This is a genomic window from Galbitalea sp. SE-J8, from assembly GCF_030345695.1.
GTDB lineage: Bacteria > Actinomycetota > Actinomycetes > Actinomycetales > Microbacteriaceae > JAUASV01.
The window spans coordinates 1-19,398 of sequence record NZ_JAUASV010000031.1; the positions used below are offsets into that span (position 1 = coordinate 1).

A 19,398-nucleotide genomic window follows, 5' to 3' on the forward strand; every position below is an offset into this window, starting at 1 on the left:
TTTCGGCGGCCATAGCGAGAGGGAAACGCCCGGTCACATTCCGAACCCGGAAGCTAAGACTCTCTGCGCCGATGGTACTGCAAGGGCGACCTTGTGGGAGAGTAGGACACCGCCGGACTTCTTTCATGGAGGGCCCACGCATTCGTGCGTGGGCCTTTCGTGTTTAACCGCTCTTCTTCGACCTCCGCCGACAGCGGGCGCTTGTGCACCGCCCGGTCGAGGTCTAACGTACAACCAAATGGTTGTAGAAGCACTGAGCGAGGACGAGACGGACCGCGTGTTCCGTGCGCTGGCCGACGGCACCCGTCGGGACATCGTGCGGCGCACGCTCGTCGCGGAGGTGTCGGTCTCGGAGCTCGCGGCCAAGTACGACATGTCGTTCGCCGCGGTGCAGAAGCACGTGGCCGTGCTCGAGGAGGCCCAGCTCGTGACGAAGCACGCGCGCGGTCGCGAGCGGATGGTGCGGGGCAACGCCGCCCGCATCCGTCAGGCGCAGCGCCTGCTCGACGCGTTCGAGCGACTGCAGCTCGGTCGCATCGAACGCCTCGATGCGCTGCTCGCCGCGCCGGACGACTCCGCCGTTCCGTCTGCCGACTGACCGCGCGACCACCGCATCCGTACGCAGCGCCGGACAGAAACGCTGCCCGCACCAGAAGCACTGCCCGCACCAGAAAACACTGCCCACCAGAGAGAAGGACCCGCCATGCCCGTCATCGCCGTCGAGCGCGACACCGATCAGCTGACCCTCACCGTCGTCGCGGAGTTCGCGGCGCCGATCGAGCGCGTCTGGAACGCGTACGTCGATCCGCGTCAGCTCGAGCGGTTCTGGGGACCGCCGGGGTATCCGGCGACGTTCACGCGGCACGACGCCGCCGTCGGCGGGCGCAGTGCCTACGCCATGACCGGGCCCGAGGGCGAGCACTACCCGGGGTACTGGGTGTGGGACGCGGTCGACGCGCCGCGTTCGTTCGCCGTGCGCGACGGCTTCGCGAACCCGGACGGCACGCCCAACACCGAGCTGCCCGAATCGACGATGGAGTTCGCGTTCGAGCCCACGGATGCGGGCACGCGACTCACGACCGTCACGCGCTTCGGCAGCATCGAGGCGCTGCAGACCGTCATCGACATGGGCATCGAGGAGGGCACGCGCGAGGCGATGGCCCAGATCGACGACGTGCTCGCCGACCTCGCGAGCTTCGCCGCTGGGCGTGCGGCCGAGGCGCAGATCCTCAGCGACACGCAGGTGCGCGTCGCGCGCGTCATCCGCGGCTCCGTCGAGCAGGTCTGGCGCGCGCACCACGACGCCGAGCTCATGAAGCGCTGGCTGCTCGGACCCGACGGCTGGAGCATGCCGGTGTGCGAGGTCGCGACCGAGGTCGGGCAGGGCTACCGCTACGAGTGGGAGCGCGACGGCGGCGGCGACCGCTTCGGCTTCACCGGAGAGCTCGTCGAGTCCATCCCGCCGTTCCGTGCGGTGACGACGGAGGCGATGATCGGGGCGCCGTTCCCCCCGACGCTCAACGAGCTCACCCTCACCGCGGTCGACGGCGGCACGCTGCTGTCGCTCCTCATCACGTACGCCGACGCGCAGATGCGGGATGCCGTGCTCGCGACCGGCATGACCGACGGCATGGAGACGAGCTACTCCCGCCTCGAGGCGCTGCTCGCGAACGTGTGACCGACCCGGCGGCGGGACGTCGCGCGGCGTGCGGTCCGGATGCCGCGGGCGCCGCGTGCGGTCCGGATGCCGCGGGCGCCGCGTGCGGTCCGGACGCCGCGGGCGCGCGCTCAGCCGCGCAGCTCGCCGAGGATCTTCTCGATGCGGCGCTCGCGGGTCTCGTCGGTCTTCGCGTCGGCGACGGATGCGGCGTGCGCCCGCTGCTTCGAGGGCGCGAGCCGCGTCCAGGCCGCGGCATCCGCATCCGTGAACCGCCCCGCGAGCGCCGCCGGCGCCTCGGCGGTGCGCGGGACGTCGTCCAGGTCGAGCCGCACCTCGACGGTGTCGCCGCCGACCCGCCCGGTGGCCCGGCGGGTCTCGGAGTTGAAGCTGATGAGGAACCGGCCGCCCATCGAGGAGATCGTGTTGGCGTAGCTGTAGCCGCCGTCGATCGTCACGACGACGGGCACGCGCTTGCCCCGGCCGAACGACTCGACGACCTCCGGCGGCACGACGATGCCGACGTTGTTGCCGACGGCGTACAGCTCGGTGGTGAAGGTCGCGCTCGTCGCGGGCTGGGTCATGCCCGTGAGCCTACGAGCCGATGGCATGGCGCGATGGCAGGGCGCGATGGCAGGGCGCGATCGCACGGAGCGAGAGCGTCGTCGGCGACCGGGAACCGTCGGATCGCGGCGTCATCCACAGGCGGAGTTCTCCACCGATGCGCCGGCAGGGGGGCCGGGGACGCGTCGTTCGGCGACCCTCTCCGCATGAGCGCCCCCACCGTCCTCCGTGCCCACGACGCCGCCGACCTCGTCGCGATGGTGCCGATCCTGCTACCCGGTGCACCGCTGCGCGCCAGCCTCGTCGCGATGTTCTTCGTCGGCAAGCGCACGTACGGCGGTGCGCGGATCGGCCTGCCGCCGCGACGGCGCACGAGCGACATCCGGATGCTGTGCCGGGCCATCACGGATTGCGCGCGCAAGGTGCCCGGCGTCGACGGCGTCGCGTTCGTCGTCTACTGCGATGAGACGTTCGAGGCCGAACGCGGCATCCCGTGGCTCGAGCTCGGCCGAACCGCCTCGGCGACCGCCCGGCGCCAGCAGCTCGTCGTTCTCGACGTGCTGTGCGTCGCCCCCGACGGATGGGGCAGCTATCTCGACCACGACATCCCCCTCGGCGGGCGGCCGCTCGAGCAGATCGGCTCGAGCCCGGCGGCGCTCGAGGCGGCGGTGTTCGCGCCCGAGCCGGTGTTCGCCCCCGTGCCGTTCGACCTCGATCCCGAGCAGCTCGCCGAGCCGGAGCGGGCGCGGCTCACGCGCCTCATCGATGACTACGACACCGAGGTCGACCGGCTGCTGGGACTCATCGGCGAGGGGCGAGCGCTCGACGCGCTGCTGCCCTGGGATCGCGCGGCCGCAGTCGAACGTCGCCTGGCCGCGGGAGCGGAGGGCCTCGAGGGGCGCATCGCCACGCAGTTCGTGGAGACGCTGCAGGTGCCGGCCGAGCGGGACGCGGCGATGCTGCAGATCGCGTTCGGGCTGGACGCGGGACGCGCGGTGCGCGCGAGCAACGCCGTGTGGGAGCGGCGTCGGCGCGAGCACGGCGGATCGATGGATGACGTCATGCTCGCGGCGATCGAGGCCGGCGAGAACGTCGATGCCGACGGAACCGCGTCGATGATGTTGGGCGGCGCCGGTCGGCGTCCGGACCGCGCTCGCGTGGACCGCGGGATGCGGCTGCTGCTCCTGCTGCGGGCGGTCGCGTCCGATGACTCCCAGCGCCCGCTGCTGAGCATGAGCGCGTGGCTCGCCTGGTCGATCGGCCGCGGCTCGTACGCCGGCGAGATGCTCGAGCGCCTCCGCGCGATCGACCCCGGCTACGGCATGCTCGGCGTGCTCGAGAACCTGCTGCGATACCGGCCGCTGCCGGAGTGGCTGTTCGACGTCCCGCTGCCTCGCGCCGACGACCCCGGGGTGGAGAACGCGGGTGTGGAGAACGCGGGTGCCGGGCACGGCGGTGCCGCGTTCGGCGAGGGCGCGAGCGACTCCGACGCATAGGCGCGTCGGGTGCCCGCGGTGGATGCCCGTCGTGCGCGACGTCGCCGTGTCTGGGCCATCCGGGCGGTCGGCGGCCGGATTCGATCCAGGGACGGACACAAGACGCCCTCGGTAGACTGACGACATGCCCGAGGCGAGTTACGACGTCTTCCGCTACCTCGGCGCGACGGAGCATGCCGAGGCGTATCGAGAAATAATGCGCGCGTTCGCGGCGGCGAAGCAGCGCTTCATCGTGCACGTGCGGCCGGAAGAGCTCTCGGGCGTCGCGAGCGGAGTCGATCCGGGAGCGTTGCTCAAACAGCTCGTGGACTGGGGCAACCTCAAGGCCGATCCCGACACGAGCAGGGTCGCCACGGTGGAGGAGTTCAACCGCGCCCGATTCGTCTACCAGCTCACCGCCGCGGGCGAGTCCGCCGAGCGCGCGCTGAGCGAGTTCGACCGCACGTTCGGGGCGGCGGGCGAGTTGCAGTCCTGGGCGCTCGACGACATCGTCGACCAGCTCAATGCGATCATCGTGCAGCTCGCGCTGGCTACGCCCGACGAGGCCAAGGTCGCGCTCGCACTCACGACGCTGTCCGACCGGTTCACGGGCCTCGCGACGAACGCGCAGGCGTTCAGCGGCGATCTGCAGCGCACGATCGACCTGCGGGGCGTCGACACGGAGGCGTTCATCGCCTACAAGGAGCGACTGATCGGCTACCTGCAGCGCTTCATCCAGGACCTGGTCACGCGCACCGCCGAGATCGCGAGCCTGCTCGAACGGATTCCGGCAACGGATGCCGAACGAGCGCTGCGCATGGTCGCCGTGCGACAGGCGCGCGATGCCGCTCCGGCCGCGGACGATGCCGCCCGACATGCCGAGCCCGATGTGCTCGAACCGATCCTCGGGCAGTGGCGCGATCGGTTCGACGGTTTCCGGCAGTGGTTCGTCGGATCTGCCGGCGCGGTCAGCCAGTCGCAACGACTGCGCCACATGGCGATCAACGCCGTGCCCGCGCTGCTCGGCGTGGTTCAGCGGCTCGGTGAGCAGCGCGCGGGCCGGAGCGACCGCGTCGCAGATTTCCGCTCGCTCGCGGTCTGGTTCGCCGAGGCTCCGGATGACGCGCATCGACACCGGCTCGCGGCGGTTGCGTTCGGCCTCGCATCGGCCCGGCACCTGGGCATCGAGGAGCATGAGCTCGACGAGCGGGAGCGGCATCCGGTGTCCGCCACCACGGCGTGGGCCGACGCGCCCGCGGTCGAGATCAGTCCTCGGCTGCGCGCGACCGGCAGCTACGAGCGGCGCGGGCAACCCTCCCGCGTGCGCGATCGTGCGGCCGAGCGACGCGCGATAGCGCGTGCCGTCGAGGCCCAGCGCGTCGCCGCCGATCGTTTGAGTGCACAGCTGGTCGCCGACGAGCCCGGCACGATCGCCGACGTCGAGCTGGTCGATCCGGCCGCGCGCGCCCTGCTGCTGCACCTGCTCGGCGACGCGCTCGCCCAGCGGCGCGACCCGCTGGAGACCGTCACCGTCGCGAGCCTGGACGGTGCGTACCGCGTCGAGGTCGAGCCGCATCCGGATGCTGTGGCGAGCCTCGCGATGCCCGACGGTGTGCTCACCGGCCCGGCGCACCGCATCCGTATCGGTCACGCACGATGAGCACTCTCGCCTCGGCCCTCGAGGACGCGGCGCTCGCCGATCGCCGCCGGGCGATGCGTGCGCTCCTGCGCCGACCGGTGCTCGCCGCCCGCGGAGCGACGGAGTCGGAGTACCGGCTCGTGCGTCGCCTCGAGACCGAGCTGCGCGAGTGGCTCGACGTCAACACGGGGTGGCGGCTCACGGTCGACACGGCGGTCGCGCGTCTGCACAAGCGCGTGCCGGGCGACGATGACACGCGGGGTGTCGTCGATCGGCAGCGCCGTCCGTTCACGCGGCGACGCTACGTGCTGCTCGCGCTCTCGCTCGCGGTGCTCGAGCGCGCGGGCGGCCAGGTGACTCTCGGGCGGCTCGCAGAGGACGTCATCGGTGAACTCGACGATCCCCGCCTGCACGCCGCGGGCGTGGAGTTCTCGCTGACCGGGCGCGATGAGCGGGCCGACATCGTCGCTGTCGTGCGTCACCTCCTCGAGCTCGGAGCGCTCCGTCGCGTCGAGGGGGACGAGGAGCGCTTCGTCGCGGCCGGCGCCGATGTGCTCTACGACGTCGAGCACGCGATCGTCGCCGTCGCGCTGCAGACCGCGCGGGCGCCCTCGACGATCGAGGCGAAGGACTTCGCCGAGCGCCTCGCGGGCATCACCGAGGATGCGCAGGCCGAGACGGATGACGCCCGCAACCGCGCGCGGCGTCGTGCGCTCACCCGGCGACTGCTCGACGACCCGGTGCTGTACTACGACACGCTCGACGACGAGGAGCGCGCGTATCTCACGGGACAGCGTCGATTCATCACCGACCGCATCACCGACGCGACCGGGCTCGTGCCCGAGGTGCGCGCGGAGGGGATCGCGATGCTCGACCCGGACGATTCGCTCACCGACGTGCGGATGCCCGAGGGCGGCGCCCCCGGCCACCTCGCACTGCTGCTCGCGACGCGGCTCGCCGCGGAGCGGCGGATGGCGTGGGACGACATCGTCGCGTACGTCGACGAGCTGTGCCGCGTGCACGCCGGCCTGTGGGGTGCGACGATCCGCGCGCGTCCGCGGGACGAGCTCGCCGTGGAGGCGATCGACCGGCTGCGCGCGCTCGCGCTCGTGCGTGTCGAGACGGATGCGGTGAGCTCACGCCCTGCGCTCACGCGCTTCCGGCTCGGCGAGCCGCGGATCGTCGGGGGTGATCGATGAGCGCGCCCGTCCCAGCGCCCGGTCGGTTCAAGCCGCTGCGCGGCGGCCTCGTCGAGCTGTTCCTGTACGAGGCGCAGGAGTTCCCGTTCCGAGACGGACGGCTGCTGCTGCGCGGCGACAACGGCAGCGGCAAGTCGAAGGTGCTCGCCCTCACGCTCCCGCTGCTGTTCGATGCCGACCTGAGCCCGGCCCGCGTCGAGCCCGATGCCGACGCCGGCAAGCGGATGGCGTGGAACCTGCTGCTCGGCGACGAGCACGAGGAACGCACGGGCTACAGCTGGATCGAGTTCGGACGCCTCGATGACCAGGGCGACGAGCGCATCGTGACGCTCGGCCTCGGCATGAAGGCGGTACGTCAGCGCGGAGTCGTGAAGCACTGGTGGTTCATCACCGACCAGCGCATCGGCGAGGACCTCCACCTCGTCGACCGCACACGTACCGTTCGAACCCGTGAGCGGCTTGCCGAGGCGATCGGCGAGCGCGGCGCGGTGTTCGACACCAAGGAGCGCTACCGGCGCGCGGTCGACGAAGCACTGTTCGGCCTGCACGCGCGCTACGACGCCCTCGTCGACCTGCTCGTGCAGCTTCGCCAGCCCCAGCTCTCCAAGCGCCCGAACGCGCAGGTGCTCGACCGTGCACTGACCGAGGCGCTAGCGCCCGTGCCGTCCGCTCTCATCGACACGGTCGCCGAGTCGTATCAGGCGCTCGAGGACGAGGAGCGCGCCGTCGCCCGATTGCGTCAGGGGGCCGCCGCGCTCGCCGCGTTCACCGAGGAGCGCGCCCGCTATGCGCGAGTGGCGGCGCGCCGGGCGACGACCGGGCCGCGCCGTGCCCAGTCCGAGTATGAGGATCGCAACCGGCGGTTGCGCGACGCGGAGCGCACGCTCGGCGAGGCCGACGGCGCACTGGCCGCGGCGACGGATGCGCGTGACGAGGCGGTGCGCGCGCTCGCAGAGCTGCGGGGCGAGCGCGAGGCGCTCGCACTGCGTCAGGCATCGAAGGAGCAGCTCGACCTCACCGCATCGAGGGAGCTCTCCGACATGGAAGCGCGATCCGCGGGGGACGCGGCCCGGGCGCTGGAACGGGCGCGGTCGCGCCACGAGCGTGCGGACCAGGCGCGCGCGTTCGCGGCGGAGCGCGAGGAACGTGAGACTCGGCGGCTCGCGGACGCGCGAGTCGAGCTCGTGCGCGTCGCGGGGATCGCGGGCATCTCGCTCGCCGCCGTGGCGGAGTACCCCGGATCGGCCGCCGAGCCCGGCGTCCTGCGCGCCCGCGTCGCCGCGGAGGCGGACCGCCGCCGGCGGCAGATCGACCACGTCCGGGAGCTGCTCGCCGACGAAGTCCGGGCCGCGAGCCGTCACGCGGATGCGGAGGGCTCGGTCGACGCGGCGGCTGCGAGTCTCGCGGGCTGCGAGGCACGCGTGCAGGGCGCGGAGGCCGACGCGACCACGGCCGCCCGCGCGTGGCTGGAGGCGACGCGCGAGCATCTCGGCGGTGCGGTCGAGGTGCGGGCGCACCTCGACCGGCGCAGTGGGGCGACCGCGTCCGACGGGTCGGCCGCCGTGGGGGCCGACGCGGTCGTCGATGTGATCCTGGAGCGGTCCGCGGACTGGACGGCGCTTGCGAGCGGCGACAATCCGGTCGCCCAGTGGGCGCGCGCGGTGCGTCGCGATGCGGATGCGGAGCTCGCCCTCGATGCGGCCGCGACCCACGCGGAGCTGCGCCGGATCGCGCCCCTCGCCACCGATCTCGAGACGGAGATCGCCGGCCTCGAGGGCGGCGGCATCCGTCGTCCGCCGGCGCCGCACACGCGCGCCTCGGACCGCGGCGCCACGCCGGGCGCCGCGTTCTGGGAGTGCGTCGATCCGCTGCCGGACCTCGCCCCCGACGACGTGGCGGGGTTCGAGGCCGCCCTCGAGGCCGCTGGGATCCTGGATGCCTGGGTCGCCGCGGACGGGACCGCGTCGGATGCTCACGGCGATGTCGTGCTGCGTCCCGCGCCGGTCGACGGGCCGACGCTCGTCGACCTGATGCGGCCGACCGCCTCGGATCTCCCGCGCGACGTCGTCGATGCGCTGCTGCGCAGCGTGTCGGTCGTCGAACGGCCCGTCGCGGGGACGATCGCCGTCTCGACGCGCGGAGGATTCGCACTCGGTCCCCTCGTCGGGGAATGGTCGAAGGACGGCGCCGAGTACCTCGGCGCCCCGGCCCGCGAGCGTGCTCGGCTCGCCCGGCTCGAGATCGCACGCGCCGAGCGGGACGCCCTCGCCGACGAGCGGAGACGGCTCGAGGAACGCGCGGCGCATCTGGCTGAGCGTGGTCGCCGGCTCGCTGAGGAGGTCGACTCCCTCCCGCCGGATGCCCCGGTGCGGGACGGCGTGCGGCGGATCGTGCTCGAGAGCGAGCGACGCACGGATGCCGCGGCGGTGCTCGCCGCGGCCCGGACCGCGTTCGAGGCGGCCGCCGCAGCGCTCGAGAGCGCCCGCGATGCCGTGACCGAGTCCGCACGCGACTACGCCGTGGACACGGCCGACCTCGCCGCAGTCTCGGAGGCGGTGCGCGATCTGCCCCGGAGCGCGCGCGAGGTCGGCGACCGGGCCGTCGACTGGAGCGCGGCGAACGATGCACTCCGTCGGGCGGCCGACGACGCGTCCCGCGCGGACGAGGAGCTCGGTGCTGCGGGCGGAGCGGCGATCGACGCGGAGGGGCGCGCCGCATCCGCTCGTCGCCGCTACGAGACGCTCGACGCGACCGCGGGCATCGAGGCGCGCGAGATCGAGCGGCTGGCGAGCGACATCGCGCAGCGTCTCACCGCCGCGCAGGAGCGCGAGCAGACGGCATCCGCCGAGACGCAGTCCGCGTCCAACGCGGCCGCCGTCGCGGGTGCGACACTCGAGCGGGTGCGCGAGGACGTGGACGCCGCGGCGCGCGTCCGGGAGGAGGCGACGGAGGAGTTCCGCCGATTCGCCTCGACGGGGCTGCTCGCCCTCGCCGCACCGGAGGCCGAGACGCCCGACCCGGCCGCGACCTGGGCTCCCGATCCGACCGTGCGGCTGGCGCGGCGCGTCGCCGAGGACCTGGGCGTCCGGGACGTCGAGCCGGAGGAGTGGGACCGGGCGAGCGATCGGATGGGTCTCGCCTTCGACCGGCTGCAGGTGGAGCTCAGCGCGCAGGGCCGCGTCGCGGCGTCGGAGCACCGGCACGACGTGATCGTCGTGAGCGTACGCCTCGGGTCGGAGGACGTCGCGCCCGAACGACTCGCCGCCGATCTTGCGACCGAGCGCGACGAGCGGGAGCGACTACTCACCCAGCGCGAGCGCGCCATCCTCGAGACGCACCTCATCGACGAGGTCGGCGCACAGCTGCACGAGCGCGTGCGCGACGCGCACGGTCAGGTGGATCGGATGAACAGCGAACTCGAGCGTCGTCCGACGCGCAGCGGTCTCCGACTGCGCATCCGCTGGCTCCCCGGGGACGACGAGCTCGACCGCGAGGGAACGCGACTGCTGCAGCAGAGCGCGGCGGCGTGGTCGCCCGCGGACCGCGAGGCGGTCGGCGACTACCTGCGCGGGCGCATCTCGGCCGCTCGCGCCGACGACCCGGACGGCAGCTGGCACGAGCGTCTCACGCGTGCGTTCGACTACCGTGCGTGGAACCGGTTCTCTGTCGAACTGCATCAGAACGGCGGATGGCGTCCCGCCTCCGGTCCCGCGTCGGGCGGGGAGCGGGTACTCGCTGCGAGCGTGCCGCTCTTCGCCGCCGCCGCGAGCCACTACGCGTCCGCGGGCAACCCGCACGCACCGCGTCTCATCCTGCTCGACGAGGCATTCGCCGGCGTCGACGACCGGTCGCGTGCGAGTTACCTGGGGCTGCTCACCGAGTTCGACCTCGACGTCGTGATGACGAGCGAGCGCGAGTGGGCCACCTACCCGGAGATCCCCGGGATCGCGATCGCGCACCTGTTCCGGCTGCCGGGGGCGAGCGCCGTGCACGTGGAGCACTGGACCTGGGACGGGGTGGTCCGCGAACGAGTGCCCGACCCGGGGACGTCCGCGATCGAGAGCGCGCCGGCGGCGGCGTGGAGCGACGACGCGTTCGACCTCGGACCGGAATTCGACGCCGGAGCAGCGGACGGTCGGGGCCGGTGACGGAGCTCGACCGCCTGGGCCGACTACTCGGCCGTGCCGACCTGGTCCCGCTCGTCGATGCGCTCGCGCGCCGGATCGCGCTCGGGCGTCCGCTGTCGGGTTCGATCGACGTGCGGCAGGCGTCGGCCGCACAGCGCGAGGCCATCGCCGCACTGTTCGGACGGCGGCCGGCGCGCTCGACGACCGTGCGCGTCGACCTGGATGCCCTCTCCGCGATCGTGCGGAACAGCGGCGCAGCGGAGTCGCTCGCGGATGCCGTGGCGGGCCTGCGCGGTCCCATCGAGTCCCGCCGGGACAGCGCCGCGGCGGAGCATCGGGCGTGGGACGCCGCGACATCGACACTGCTCGCGTTCGCCGAACAGCGCACCGACCACGCCGAGTGGGTGGCCGCTGCGATCGCACGCGGCACGATCCGCCGGGTGACGCGTGCGCCCGAGGTCGCCTCCGTCGTCCTGCCGCGGGTCGTCGCCGTGCTCGCCGCGCTTCCGGCGGACGGCGAGGCTCTCCCGCGGTTCGCGGCGCGCGTGCTCGGCTCCGCGCACGCACTCGACGCGGGCACGCCCGAGGCGTCGCTCGTGCTCGCAGCCCTCGCGCGGCGGGTCGCTACGGTCGGCGCCGTCCGTGCCGAGGAGCCGTCCGGACGGACGGACCGACGCACGCTGTGGGCATCCGTCGGCGTCGTGCTCGACGAGCTCTCGAGCACCGTGCTCGTGCACGCGCTGGAGCTGCCCGGTCCACTGGGGGACCTGACGGCGGCCGGTGAGCCCGTCGTGATCACGCTGCGCCAGGTGCGCGCCCTGCGCATCGATACCCCGCGGCGGGTCGTCTTCGCGTGCGAGAACCCGTCGGTGGTCGACGCGGCGGCACGCGGGCTCGGTTCCTCGAGCGCACCGCTCATCTGCGTGCAAGGTCAGCCGAGTCTCGCGGCCGAGGTGCTGCTGCAGGCGGTCGCCGGAGCTGGCATCCACTATCACGGGGACTTCGACTGGGGCGGACTGCGCATCGCGAACCGCCTGCACGAGCGCTACGGCATCGAGCCCTGGCGATTTCGCGCCGCGGACCTCGAGGCACACGCGGGACTGGCCGGTGAACCGCTCACGGGCGAGGCCGTCGACGCGCGCTGGGACCCGGAGCTCCGTGCCGCGCTCGAGCGTCGCGGACGACGCCTCGAGGAGGAGCACGTGCTCGAGGAGCTCGTGGGGGATCTTGCTCACGGGGCGGGGCCGACGTCGTAGCCGCCGGCAAGCGACGGGCGTCCCTCGGTAGCGAGCGGATGCGGCCGTGAAGATCCAGTCCGCGCCCGCGGGCTCGGCGGCGAGCACGTTCGCGGCGAGGTCTCCGCGGTGGTCGACCACGGCATCCGCTCCGAGGCTCGTCACCCACTCGGCGCTCTCCGGTCGTGAGGCGGTGCCGATGACGCGCGCGTTCGGCACGAGCTGCTTGGCGAGCTGGATCATGATCGAGCCGACGCCGCCCGCGGCCCCGACGACGAGCAGGGTGCCGCGGCTCGTGGGGGTGAGGCGCAGCTTGTCGAACAGTGCCTCCCACGCGGTGAGGGTCGTGAGCGGGAGGGCCGCGGCGTCCGCGAAGCTCGGGCTCGCAGGCTTGCGACCGACGATGCGCTCGTCGACGGCGTGCAGGTCGGCGTCGCTGCCGCTGCGTCCGAGCGCGCCCGCGCAGTAGACGTGGTCGCCGGGCTCGAAGAGCGTGACGGCCGGGCCGGTCGCTGGGTGACGTTCACGACCGAGTCCTTCGGCAGACCGGTGGACGCTGCCGGGAGGAAGACGTTCCCGGGGTGCGCTGCCAGCGCGGTGTTGGACGAGATGACCGCGACGACCACCTTGGAGAGCGCGCTGCGATTGAACGGATCGGCCGAGATGAGGAGCACGGGTCGGCGCTTCGCCGGCGCGCTGTCGATCGGCAAGCCGAGATCGACCCACGCCACGGAGCCTCGGGGTATCACCACTCGTCGTCAGTGGTGAGCGCGGCCAGCGCGGACCGGCCGGGGAGAGCCTCGGGCCGCGCGACCGTGAGGGCGGCGTCGATGCGAGCCGTGATCTCCGACGCAGCGAGGGCGTCGAGGCGCTGGCGCGCGGCATCCGCGAGGAATTCGGAGCGACTGATGCCCAGTTCCGCGACCTTCGCGTCGACCCGGGCGAACAGGTCGTCGGGCATGGAGATGGCGGTCTTCACGCGCCGAGTATGATCCGGTAATACCGGCGGTCGTTCTCTCCGCAGTATGCGAGTCAACTCGGTCTGCAGTAGCCGCGACGAGATGAGGCCGTCAGCGTGGCGTGACGTCGCGCCGTCGATCCAGGCGGCGGCCGCTCCCCCGAGGAGCGCGTTGACGGCGACCGAGGTGTCGAGGAAGTAGCGCGTCACCGGTCCTCAGCCATGTCGGCCAGCAACGCGTCGATCTCGGCATCCGTGTAGACGCGGTCGAGCACGCGCTCGGTGAGGCGCGTCGGTCCTGAGCGGCGGGACGGCACGACCGTCAGCTCGGTCGGGATCGGTATGAGCTGGGCGATCGGATGGCGGTGCTTCGTGATGACGTACGTCTCGCCCGCCTCGACTGCGGCCAGCGCTTGGGTGGGGTTCTGCCGCAGCTCGGTGACCGAGATCGTCTTCATGCCTCGAGGGTAGACGAAATGGCTACCTTTTCTCGAGGAATCGACGGGTCAAGCCTCGCGGGCCTCCCATGCGCCGAAGGTGCGGCCGTCGCTGGCGATCCACTCCCGACGGCAGTTGCTGGCGCGACCGATGCGGGCCTGGGTGCCGCTCGGCGCCGTATCGTCGTCGCCGAGCAGGATGTAGGCACCGTTGCGCGATGCCTCATCGCGCTGAAGGAATTCGGGGAGCTGTGCACGCTCGCCGCGCACGACATGGCCGGTCCAGCCGATGATCTCGGCCGTGGTCAGGCCGCCGGGTGTTCCGTCTCTCGATACTCACGAGCGGGAGCGAGGGGCGGCCAGGGCGCTGAAGTGCGCCTCGGTCTTGGCGGTGACGCTGGCATAGTTGCGCCAGCGCAGGTTCCTGACGCCGATCTTGCCGAAGGTGCCCGTGAACAGGATCTTGGTCACGGGGTCGCCGAACCACCAGCGGTTCGCGGCGTGGGGAGTGGGCTGAACCTGGACCGATTCGGCTCAGCGCGCCGACGTGGTACCCATGAGGTCGACCGCGAGGTCGCGCGACGCCGGCGCGAGGCGGGAGTCGTTGGTCCACAGACTCGAGCACCGGTGTCGCTGAGCGACCGCGAGGTGGATCGCGTCCGGGGTGCGCAGCCCGTGGCGCGCTCGCAGCTCGGCGGCGCGTTCGTGAACGGCGAGGTCGGCGTCCAGCATCCGCGTCACTCCCAGCCCTCGCGCTCGGCGACGATCTGCGCGTCGAGCTGGGCGGGCGTGCGCGGCGTGCGGGTCGGGACCGGGTGGCGCGTGAGCCTCACGGCCGCCGCGCCGGCCGTGAGTTCGCCCGACTCCACGGGCACCAGGCGCACGAGCGGGGTGCCGCGTCTGGCGATCACGACATCGTCGCCGGCGCTCGCCGCGGCGACGAGGCGCGACAGCGAGTTCTTGGCGTCGAGGATGTTGATCGGATCCACCTGGCCAGATTAGCAGGCCAGGACGGTCGCCCACGGATGCGCCGGCTCGCCTCGCGATGCTATCGGCGGCACCGGACGCGTGTCGGTGGTCCCGTTCTGGAAAATGAGGCCGGAGGTGGCGCGGGCGGGTCGGACTCGTCGTGAGGCTCGGCCGCGTCATCCGTCGCGCTCCCGGTGAACGCGGGCGCGAGGTGCGCGTAGTAGTCGCTCAGCACGCGGTCCTCGATGGCGCTCAGGCGCTCGGCGGGCCGCACGTGCGGGGCGTGCTTGAGCGTGGCGCGGTCGAACGGCAGGCGCAGGCCGCCGACATCCGGCACGGCGTCGTCGAGCGGTGCGATCCAGTCCCGCCCGACCGGCGAGTGGTGCACGCCGAGCCAGTGCGGACGGCCGTCGCGCGGCGAGTCGTAGACGTGCGCGACGGTGCCGAGGTGCCCGCCCGCCGGGTCGACCACCTCGGCGCCGATCGGCGCATCGAGCGCGGCGATCATCACGCCCCCAGGCCGGCGCGATCGATGCGGCGGTGGTAGCGCATGCCGGATGCGCCGCCCGCGATCGCTGCGACGAGCGGCACGATCGCGGCGAGCACCGCGGTCGCGATCCCGATCGCCGTCAGGTCGCCCTCGGCGATCGGGATGCGCGGGAACGCGTTCGTGGTGCCGAGCGGGTCGAACGAGGCACCCGCGATCGCCGCGACGATCGCCGCGACGACGGCGGCCGCGATCGACCAGAGCCACACGGCGATTCCCTGCTTGACGCCCGAGAAGCGCGCCATCCGGCCAGCGACGTAGCCTCCGGCGAAGTAGCTGACGAAGAGCGCGACGAGCACCACGACGAGTCCGCCGATGCCGATCGGCGCCGACAGCTCGGGGAGCGTCCCGTCGGTGAGGTCCGCCGGCGCCCCCAGGCCGAGCGCGAGGCCCGTGCCGGCCACCACGGCGAGGATGATCGTCGTGAGGCCGACGGCGCTCAGCCAGCCGAAGAACCCGGAGCCCCACTTGAAGCCGCCGAACTCGGCGCGCTCGCGCTCGAGCACCCGGTGGCGATCGAGGTCGACGGATGCCGGCGCGGCCATCGTGGGGTCGGCATCCGTCACCGGGAGCGCGGTGGTCGCCACCGGCTCCTCGGGCACACTGCCGATCCGCTCGGTCGGGTCGTGATCCTCGCGCGCGTTGATGCTCATGGCTGTTCCCTTTCGGCGGAGTGTCCGCGGTGTCGGTTCAGCAAGCGAACGCCTGTGCGTCGCCGCGCATAACCCACGGGGCCGAGTGGACACGCGGCCTTCAGGTTGCACTCAGGTCGTGCTCAGGGTCTGGCGAGCCCCGCGTGCCCTAGCGTCGAGGCGTGAAGCGCCTCAGCCTGTGGCTCGCCGTCGTGGTCGTCCTCGTCGCCGCGATCGCGGGAGCGGTGTCGGGCGTGGCCGGGTCGTCCGGGGTTCCGGGCGGCGCGGTTCCGGGCGGCGCGGTTCCGAGTGCCGCCGCCTCGAGCAATTCGGTGCCGGGCGCCGCGGCGCCCGGTGACGCCGCGACGCCCGGGCCGGACTCGACCTCCGCGGCAGCGCCGGGGACCGCATCCGCTCTCCTCGCGACGCTGCCCGTGAAGGGACGCGCGCCGAAGAGCGGCTACGACCGCGTGGGCGATTTCGGCACCGCGTGGCTCGACGTCGACCACAACGGGTGCGACACGCGCAACGACATCCTCGCCCGGGACCTGACCGCGATCGACCGCCCGAACGGATGCCGCGTGCTCTCCGGCACCCTCGTCTCCCCGTACACGGGCGAGGCGATCGCGTTCGTGCGGGGCGACACGACGAGCCGCGCGGTGCAGATCGACCACCTCGTGAGCCTGAGCGACGCGTGGCAGACCGGGGCCCAGCAGCTCACGCGCGACGCGCGCGAGGCGCTCGCCAACGACCCGCTCAACCTGCTCGCCGTCGACGGCTCATCGAACTCGTCGAAGGGCGACGGCGATGCGGCCACCTGGCTGCCGCCGGCCCGTGGCATCCGCTGCGCGTACGTCGCGCGGCAGGTCGCGGTGAAGGCGAAGTACGCGCTGTGGGTCACTCCGGCCGAGCACGACGCGATCGCGCGCATCCTCGACGGATGCCCTGGGCAGCCCGTGCCCGTCGGTTAGCGCCGCCCGGTCGGCGGGCCGGAGATCAGGGCCGGGGCAGCGAGAGCGCCGCGAGGCCCTGCAGGTCGACCCAGGTGCGTTCCGCCGAGCGCACCACCGTGAACAGCGTGTGCGTGCACGAGGCGCAGATCACGATGTAGCCCGCGTCGTCCATCTCGACCACGGCGTCGGCGAGCAGTGCGAGCGACCCGCAGTGCCGGCACTCGCCCGTCGCGACGGTCATGTCGACCCGGAAGATCTCGCTCAACGGCCCCGCGAGCACGTTGCCGTCAAGGCGACCGACCGGCACAGCGCCGTCGAGGCGACCGACCGGCACAGCGCCGTCGAGGCGACCGGAATCCGCCATCACGCGCCCCCGAACCGCTCGGTCCGGACGCGCGCGGGGTCGTGGCCGAGGCCGACCATGATGCGCGCCGCCGCCTCGACGAAGCCGGTCGGGCCGCAGATGTACACGAGCGGGGCGGCGGATGCCGGCGCCGTCACGCGCTCGAGGAGCGCCCGCGAGATGCGGCCCGCGGGCTCGGCCCAGCCGTCCGGCGCCTGCCGCGTGTAGGCCCAGTGGAGGGCGAAGTGCTCGTCCACGAGGTCGGCGAGCTCGGCCGCGTAGTAGGCGTCGGGCGCGCTGCGCACGCTGTACAGCATCCGGAACGCCGCGGTGCTGCCGCTGTCGTGGTGCGCGCGCGCCATCGCCATGAGGGGGACGATGCCGCTGCCGCCCGCGATGAGCTGCACGGGCTCCGACTGCGCGGGCGTCCAGACGAAGAACGCGCCGAGCGGCCCGCGCACCTCGAGCTCGTCGCCCGGGCGCACGTCCTCCACGAGGTAGGGCGACACCTCGCCGTCCGGCACCTCGTCGACGGCGAGCTCGACGCGCGGTCCGGTGCCGTAGGAGGCGATCGAGTACGACCGCACGGCCTGGTAGCCGTCCTCCGCCGTGAGCCGGAGGTCGAGGTGCTGGCCCGGGTCGTTGCCCGGCCAGCTGGGGATGTCGAGGGTGAGCACGCGTCCGCTCGGCGTCGCGCGCGCAGCATCCGTCACGGTGCCGGCCTGCCAGTCGGCGACGATCACCAGTACCGCTGTTCCTTCCACGGATCGCCGTACATGTTGTAGCCGTTCTGCTCCCAGAAGCCCGGGTCGTCGCGCGCGTGCATGACGATGCCGCGCACCCACTTCGCGCTCTTCCAGAAGTAGAGGTGCGGCACGAGCAGCCGCGCCGGACCGCCGTGCTCGGGGTCGAGCGGCTCGCCCTCGAACTCGGTCGCGATCCACGCCTTGCCGTCGAGCAGGTCCTCGAGCGGCACGTTCGTCGTGTAGCCGCCGTAGGAGTGCACCATGGTGAAGTCGTAGCTCGACTCGACGTTCTCGAACAGCCGGTCGAGGCTCACGCCGCGCCAGTGCGTGCCGAGCTTCGACCAGCGCGTGACGCAGTGGATGTCGGTGTGAACGTCCTCGAGTCCGAGCGCGTGCAGCTCGTCCCAGTCCCAGGCGTGCGTCTCGCCGGTCTCGTCCCGGATCGTGAACGACCAGTCGGCGGTGTCGATGTCGGGCGTCGGGCCCGCGGAGAGCACGGGGAAGTCCGTGGTGAGGAACTGGCCGGGGGGCAGATCGGGATCCGACTCGCGTCGCCTCGCTCCGAACCCGCGTGAGATGACCGCCATGCGCCGACCCCTTCTCCGTTGCGCCGAGCCTAGCCATCGCGCGGCGTCCCGGTCGAGAGCGGATCGGGCCCCGTCGCGGATGCGGCGGGGCCCGAGGCCGGTGAAGCAGCGGGTCGTCAGACCGGCTTGCGTCCGCTGATGACCCGGATGAGGAACACGATCGCGGCGATGACCGCGAGCACGATGCCCACCCAGATCAGGAAGCTGAGGGCTTGGTTCACGCCCCCCACGATGAGCAGGACGATGCCGATGACGATGATCGCGGCGAGGAGGATGTTCATGGTGTTCTCCGTTCCATCCGAAACCCCGCGGAGGTGCGGGCTGGGTCAAGCCTGACGGGACCGGCTTGCCGGGTCGCCCCGCCCCGGGCATTTCCAGTCAGCATCCAGACAGCGTTCGCGACGTAGCGTTCACGGTATGGAACTCGGACTGCACTACTGGAGCTACTCCACCCCCGCTGCGCCGGCGGACACCGCGTCGACGCTCGCCGCCTCCGTGCGGCTCGCCGAGCAGGTCGGTTTCCGCCAGTTCACCGTCATGGACCACTGGTTCCAGATGGAGGCGACCGCACCCGCCGAGGAGCCGATGCTCGAGGCGTACAGCGCGCTCGCCTACGTCGCGGCGCTCACGGAACGGATGCGGCTGGGCACGCTCGTCACGGGGGTCACCTACCGGCATCCGGGCCTCCTCGTGAAGACCGCGACGACCCTCGACGTGCTCTCCGACGGACGGGGCATGCTCGGCATCGGCGCCGCCTGGTACGAGCGCGAGCACCTCGGGCTCGGCGTGCCGTACCCGCCGATCGCGGAGCGCTTCGAGCGCCTCGAGGAGACGTTGCGCATCGCACTGCAGATGTGGGGTGACGAGGTCGGTCCGTTCCAGGGCGAGCACTACACGCTCGCGGAGACGCTGAACTCGCCGCGGTCGGTGTCGCGGCCGCACCCGCCGATCATGATCGGCGGCGGCGGGGAGAAGAAGACGCTGCGGCTGGCGGCGCAGTACGCGCAGATCGTCAACCTCACGACGGCCGTGCCCGAGGAGGTCGCGCACAAGCTCGACGTGCTGCGGGAGCACTGCGCGCGCCTCGGCACGGACTACGACGCGATCGAGAAGACGGTCATCACGCGCGCCGTCGATCCGGTCACCGATCCGGACGCGTTCCTCGCGCACCTGGAAGAGCTCGCGAGCCTCGGCATCACGCTCGCCGTGCTGCCGGGTCGCGGCGGACGCACGCCGGAGTTCGTCGAGACGGTCGGCGAGCTCATGCCGCGCGTCGCCGCGATCTGAGCGGGGAGCGCCGCGCCCTGTGTGGGTTGCGCCGCGCCCTCGT

Annotated in this window: 23 protein-coding genes, 1 rRNA gene and 1 pseudogene; 10 read left to right on the forward strand and 15 right to left on the reverse strand. The window is 72.7% G+C overall.

The window, feature by feature from the left end; all coding sequences use genetic code 11:
* Position 1: 1 nt before the first annotated feature.
* The 3 genes from rrf (at position 2) to QT381_RS14735 (ending at position 1,678) form a co-directional block, all read left to right on the forward strand.
* A 5S ribosomal RNA gene (rrf, locus tag QT381_RS14725) occupies positions 2–118 on the forward strand.
* A 120-nt stretch (positions 119–238) separates the two neighbouring features.
* Positions 239–598: an ArsR/SmtB family transcription factor gene (locus QT381_RS14730; protein WP_289249795.1), complete on the forward strand. Its 360-nt coding sequence runs from the start codon at positions 239–241 to the stop codon at positions 596–598.
* Positions 599–703: 105 nt separating this feature from the next.
* Positions 704–1,678 (forward strand): SRPBCC family protein, encoded by a 975-nt coding sequence (locus QT381_RS14735; RefSeq protein ID WP_289249796.1) that lies wholly within the window; start codon positions 704–706, stop codon positions 1,676–1,678.
* A 110-nt stretch (positions 1,679–1,788) separates the two neighbouring features.
* Here QT381_RS14735 and QT381_RS14740 read toward each other — a convergent pair whose 3' ends face one another.
* A complete protein-coding gene (locus QT381_RS14740) occupies positions 1,789–2,241 on the reverse strand; it encodes a DUF1905 domain-containing protein (RefSeq protein ID WP_289249797.1) in 453 nt (150 codons plus the stop codon).
* 186 nt (positions 2,242–2,427) lie between these two features.
* Between QT381_RS14740 and QT381_RS14745 the strand changes: the two genes are divergently transcribed.
* The 5 genes from QT381_RS14745 to QT381_RS14765 all read left to right on the forward strand — a co-directional run bounded on the left by QT381_RS14745 (position 2,428) and on the right by QT381_RS14765 (position 11,917).
* Positions 2,428–3,717, forward strand: a complete 1,290-nt coding sequence (locus QT381_RS14745; protein WP_289249798.1) for a DUF4192 family protein — start codon at positions 2,428–2,430, stop codon at positions 3,715–3,717.
* A 124-nt stretch (positions 3,718–3,841) separates the two neighbouring features.
* Positions 3,842–5,356, forward strand: a complete 1,515-nt coding sequence (locus tag QT381_RS14750; RefSeq protein WP_289249799.1) for a TIGR02677 family protein — start codon at positions 3,842–3,844, stop codon at positions 5,354–5,356.
* Positions 5,353–6,534, forward strand: a complete 1,182-nt coding sequence (locus tag QT381_RS14755) for a TIGR02678 family protein (protein WP_289249800.1) — start codon at positions 5,353–5,355, stop codon at positions 6,532–6,534. The genes QT381_RS14750 and QT381_RS14755 overlap by 4 nt, the downstream gene beginning before the upstream one ends.
* Entirely contained in the window at positions 6,531–10,682 is a 4,152-nt protein-coding gene (locus tag QT381_RS14760; RefSeq protein ID WP_289249801.1) for a TIGR02680 family protein, read from the forward strand. Before QT381_RS14755 ends, QT381_RS14760 begins: the two co-directional genes overlap by 4 nt.
* Complete coding sequence (locus QT381_RS14765) at positions 10,679–11,917, forward strand: TIGR02679 family protein (RefSeq protein WP_289249802.1); 1,239 nt, start codon at positions 10,679–10,681, stop codon at positions 11,915–11,917. The genes QT381_RS14760 and QT381_RS14765 overlap by 4 nt, the downstream gene beginning before the upstream one ends.
* Before the next feature lie 96 nt (positions 11,918–12,013).
* On the opposite strand, the pseudogene QT381_RS14770 reads toward QT381_RS14765, so the two are convergent.
* From QT381_RS14770 to QT381_RS14815, 10 genes and pseudogenes are all read right to left on the reverse strand, one after another.
* Positions 12,014–12,139, reverse strand: a pseudogene (locus QT381_RS14770) (zinc-binding alcohol dehydrogenase family protein); the annotation flags it as partial.
* The gene (locus tag QT381_RS14775) at positions 12,136–12,648 is read right to left on the reverse strand and encodes a type II toxin-antitoxin system PemK/MazF family toxin (RefSeq protein ID WP_353889791.1); all 513 of its coding nucleotides are present in this window, start codon (positions 12,646–12,648) and stop codon (positions 12,136–12,138) included. The gene QT381_RS14775 and the pseudogene QT381_RS14770, both read right to left, overlap by 4 nt.
* Positions 12,642–12,875, reverse strand: a complete 234-nt coding sequence (locus QT381_RS14780; RefSeq protein ID WP_289249804.1) for a CopG family ribbon-helix-helix protein — start codon at positions 12,873–12,875, stop codon at positions 12,642–12,644. Before QT381_RS14780 ends, QT381_RS14775 begins: the two co-directional genes overlap by 7 nt.
* A 185-nt stretch (positions 12,876–13,060) precedes the next feature.
* A complete protein-coding gene (locus QT381_RS14785) occupies positions 13,061–13,312 on the reverse strand; it encodes a type II toxin-antitoxin system Phd/YefM family antitoxin (RefSeq protein ID WP_289249805.1) in 252 nt (83 codons plus the stop codon).
* A 48-nt stretch (positions 13,313–13,360) separates the two neighbouring features.
* A complete protein-coding gene (locus QT381_RS14790; protein ID WP_289249806.1) occupies positions 13,361–13,561 on the reverse strand; it encodes a hypothetical protein in 201 nt (66 codons plus the stop codon).
* A 66-nt stretch (positions 13,562–13,627) separates the two neighbouring features.
* Positions 13,628–13,762 carry a hypothetical protein gene (locus QT381_RS14795; protein ID WP_289249807.1) on the reverse strand — a complete coding sequence of 45 codons (135 nt, stop codon included), beginning with the start codon at positions 13,760–13,762 and terminating at the stop codon, positions 13,628–13,630.
* A gap of 63 nt (positions 13,763–13,825) precedes the next feature.
* Positions 13,826–14,023 (reverse strand): type II toxin-antitoxin system VapC family toxin, encoded by a 198-nt coding sequence (locus QT381_RS14800; protein ID WP_289249808.1) that lies wholly within the window; start codon positions 14,021–14,023, stop codon positions 13,826–13,828.
* 5 nt (positions 14,024–14,028) lie between these two features.
* A complete protein-coding gene (locus tag QT381_RS14805; protein WP_289249809.1) occupies positions 14,029–14,280 on the reverse strand; it encodes a type II toxin-antitoxin system Phd/YefM family antitoxin in 252 nt (83 codons plus the stop codon).
* A 59-nt stretch (positions 14,281–14,339) separates the two neighbouring features.
* Positions 14,340–14,768 carry a hypothetical protein gene (locus QT381_RS14810; protein WP_289249810.1) on the reverse strand — a complete coding sequence of 143 codons (429 nt, stop codon included), beginning with the start codon at positions 14,766–14,768 and terminating at the stop codon, positions 14,340–14,342.
* Positions 14,768–15,460, reverse strand: coding sequence for a hypothetical protein (locus tag QT381_RS14815; protein WP_289249811.1), 693 nt, complete (start codon positions 15,458–15,460; stop codon positions 14,768–14,770). The genes QT381_RS14810 and QT381_RS14815 overlap by 1 nt, the downstream gene beginning before the upstream one ends.
* A 161-nt stretch (positions 15,461–15,621) precedes the next feature.
* Between QT381_RS14815 and QT381_RS14820 the strand changes: the two genes are divergently transcribed.
* Positions 15,622–16,410, forward strand: a complete 789-nt coding sequence (locus tag QT381_RS14820) for an HNH endonuclease family protein (protein WP_353889792.1) — start codon at positions 15,622–15,624, stop codon at positions 16,408–16,410.
* 25 nt (positions 16,411–16,435) lie between these two features.
* Here the strand turns inward: QT381_RS14820 and QT381_RS14825 are convergent, their stop codons facing one another.
* From QT381_RS14825 to QT381_RS14840, 4 genes are all read right to left on the reverse strand, one after another.
* The gene (locus tag QT381_RS14825; protein ID WP_289249812.1) at positions 16,436–16,756 is read right to left on the reverse strand and encodes a DUF6510 family protein; all 321 of its coding nucleotides are present in this window, start codon (positions 16,754–16,756) and stop codon (positions 16,436–16,438) included.
* A complete protein-coding gene (locus QT381_RS14830) occupies positions 16,756–17,478 on the reverse strand; it encodes a ferredoxin reductase (RefSeq protein WP_353889793.1) in 723 nt (240 codons plus the stop codon). The genes QT381_RS14825 and QT381_RS14830 overlap by 1 nt, the downstream gene beginning before the upstream one ends.
* Positions 17,475–18,068 (reverse strand): molybdopterin-dependent oxidoreductase, encoded by a 594-nt coding sequence (locus tag QT381_RS14835; protein WP_289249813.1) that lies wholly within the window; start codon positions 18,066–18,068, stop codon positions 17,475–17,477. The genes QT381_RS14830 and QT381_RS14835 overlap by 4 nt, the downstream gene beginning before the upstream one ends.
* Before the next feature lie 116 nt (positions 18,069–18,184).
* Entirely contained in the window at positions 18,185–18,349 is a 165-nt protein-coding gene (locus QT381_RS14840; RefSeq protein ID WP_289249814.1) for a hypothetical protein, read from the reverse strand.
* Between the two features lie 136 nt (positions 18,350–18,485).
* Here QT381_RS14840 and QT381_RS14845 point away from each other — a divergent pair, with 136 nt between their 5' ends.
* Complete coding sequence (locus QT381_RS14845) at positions 18,486–19,355, forward strand: LLM class F420-dependent oxidoreductase (RefSeq protein ID WP_289249815.1); 870 nt, start codon at positions 18,486–18,488, stop codon at positions 19,353–19,355.
* The last annotated feature ends 43 nt before the right edge of the window (positions 19,356–19,398 follow it).